Below are 2,293 nucleotides of genomic sequence, written 5' to 3' on the forward strand. Positions count from 1 at the left end.
GCTCTTCGCCACCGACCTGCGGACCGGCGAGGCGCGCGAACTGCCCGCCCCCGGACCGGTCGTCGACCCGCGCCCCTCCCCCGACGGGCGGCACATCGCGTACGCGGCGGGCGGCGCGCTGCGGCTCGTCGCCGCGGACGGCACGGGCGACCGCGCCCTGGCCGCGCCCGAGGGACCCGAGGACCCGGCGGTGTGGGGCCTCGCCGAGTTCATCGCCGCCGAGGAGATGGACCGCTACCGCGGCTTCTGGTGGTCCCCCCAGAGCGACGCGCTGCTCGCCGCCCGCGTCGACGACTCCCCGGTGCGCCGCTGGTGGATCGCCGACCCCGCCAACCCGGAGCGCGAGCCGTCCGAGCAGGCATACCCGGCCGCGGGCACCCCGAACGCCGACGTGTCCCTGACCCTGCTGCGCCTCGACGGCACCCGCACCGACGTCGTGTGGGACCGCGCCCGCTACCCCTACCTCGCGCGCGTCCACTGGTCGGCGGACGGCCCGCCGCTGCTCCTCGTCCAGGCCCGCGACCAGCGCTCCCAGCTGCATCTGGCGGTGGACCCCGAGACGGGCGCGACCCGCATGCTGCACGCGGACGAGGACCCGGTGTGGCTGGATCTGTTCCCCGGCGTGCCCGCCTGGACGCCGGACGGCCATCTGCTGCGGATCGCGGACGAGGGCGGCGCTCGGGTGCTCGTCGTCGGCGACCGCGCCCTGACCGGGCCGCAGTTGCACGTACGGTCCGTGCTGGACGTGGGCGGCAACGACGTGCTCGTCTCCGCGTCCGCCGGGCCCGAGGCCGCCGCCCCGGAGACCGGCGAGGTGCACGTCTACCGCGTCAACGAACTGGGCGTGGAGCGCGTCTCGCAGGGCCGGGGCGTGCACGCGGCCGTACGCTCCGGCGACGTCTGCGTCCTGGTCTCCGCGTCATTGGAGCGCAGCGGGGCGGTCGTCGAGGTGCTGCGCGACGGCAAGCGGACCGCCGCCGTGGACTCGTACGCCGAGCAGCCGGAGCTGACCGCCCGCCCGGAGCTGACCGAGGCCGGGCCGGACCGCATCCCCTGCGCCGTCCTGCTGCCCGCCGGCTACCGCGAGGGCGACGGCCCGCTCCCCGTGCTCATGGACCCCTACGGCGGTCCGCACGGCCAGCGCGTCGTCGCCGCGCACAACGCGTATCTGACCTCGCAGTGGTTCGCCGACCAGGGGTTCGCCGTGGTCGTCGCCGACGGCCGCGGCACCCCGGGACACTCGCCCGGCCGGGAGAAGGCCATCCGGGACACCATGTCCGACGTAGTCCTCGACGACCAGGTCGCGGCCCTGCGGGCGCTCGCCGAGCGCTACCCGCTGGACCTCGGCCGGGTCGGCATCCGCGGCTGGTCGTTCGGCGGCTACCTCGCGGCCCTCGCCGTGCTGCGCCGCCCGGACGTCTTCCACGCGGGCGTCGCGGGCGCGCCGGTCACCGACTGGCGGCTGTACGACACCCACTACACGGAGCGCTATCTCGGCCACCCGGACGAACAGCCGCGGGTGTACGACGCCAACTCCCTCATCTCGGAGGAGGGGCTGTCGGGCGCGGCGGAGGAGGCCCGGCCGCTGATGATCGTGCACGGTCTCGCGGACGACAACGTGGTGGCCGCGCACACCCTGCGGCTGTCCTCGGCGCTCCTCGCGGCGGGCCGTCCGCACGAGGTGCTGCCGCTGTCGGGGGTGACGCACATGACGCCACAGGAGCAGGTGGCGGAGAACCTGCTGCTGCTCCAGGTGGACTTCCTCAAGAGGTCGCTGAAGATCGGCTGAGGATCGGCTGCGATGCGGCCTCAAGGGCGCCTGGAGGGCGCCTGGAAGCCGCCGACCTTTTCCCGCGAGCGGTGGCCCTGAAACTCGTGCGTCCCATGAGGCAACCTGATCCGCGTCCCACCTTGTCGGAGGAGTGTGACAGGAGCGACGCGGACAGGAACCCGATGGCGAGGACACCACTGTGACGGCCGGCGACCCGGGCTTCGAGGAGTTCGTCGCCGCGCGCGGCCCGCGGATGCTGCGGGTCGCGTGGCTGCTCACGGGCGATGCCCATCAGGCCGAGGACCTGCTCCAGACGGTGCTCGCCAAGGTCTGGCCGAAATGGGACCGGATCACGGCGGACAACCCGGAGGCGTACGTCCGCAAGGCGCTGGTGAACACCCACGCCTCGTGGTGGCAGCGCCGCTGGCGCGGCGAGGTGCCGCACGGGGAGCTGCCGGAGGCGGTCGCCGCGCCCGACCCGTACGCCGCCGTCGACCTGGAGAGCTCGCTGGGCGCCGCCGT

General features: G+C 74.7%; 2 protein-coding genes. Both read left to right on the forward strand.

The window, feature by feature from the left end:
• Positions 1-1,789, forward strand: a 1,789-nt coding sequence (locus ACFU99_RS41170; RefSeq protein ID WP_384403185.1) for a prolyl oligopeptidase family serine peptidase, incomplete at its 5' end; no start/stop codon positions are given.
• A gap of 235 nt (positions 1,790-2,024) precedes the next feature.
• Positions 2,025-2,293: sigma factor (locus tag ACFU99_RS41175; RefSeq protein WP_384403187.1), on the forward strand; the 269-nt coding region annotated here is incomplete at its 3' end.

It is taken from the genome of Streptomyces sp. NPDC057654, assembly GCF_042800135.1.
In the GTDB taxonomy this organism is placed as follows: Bacteria; Actinomycetota; Actinomycetes; order Streptomycetales; family Streptomycetaceae; genus Streptomyces.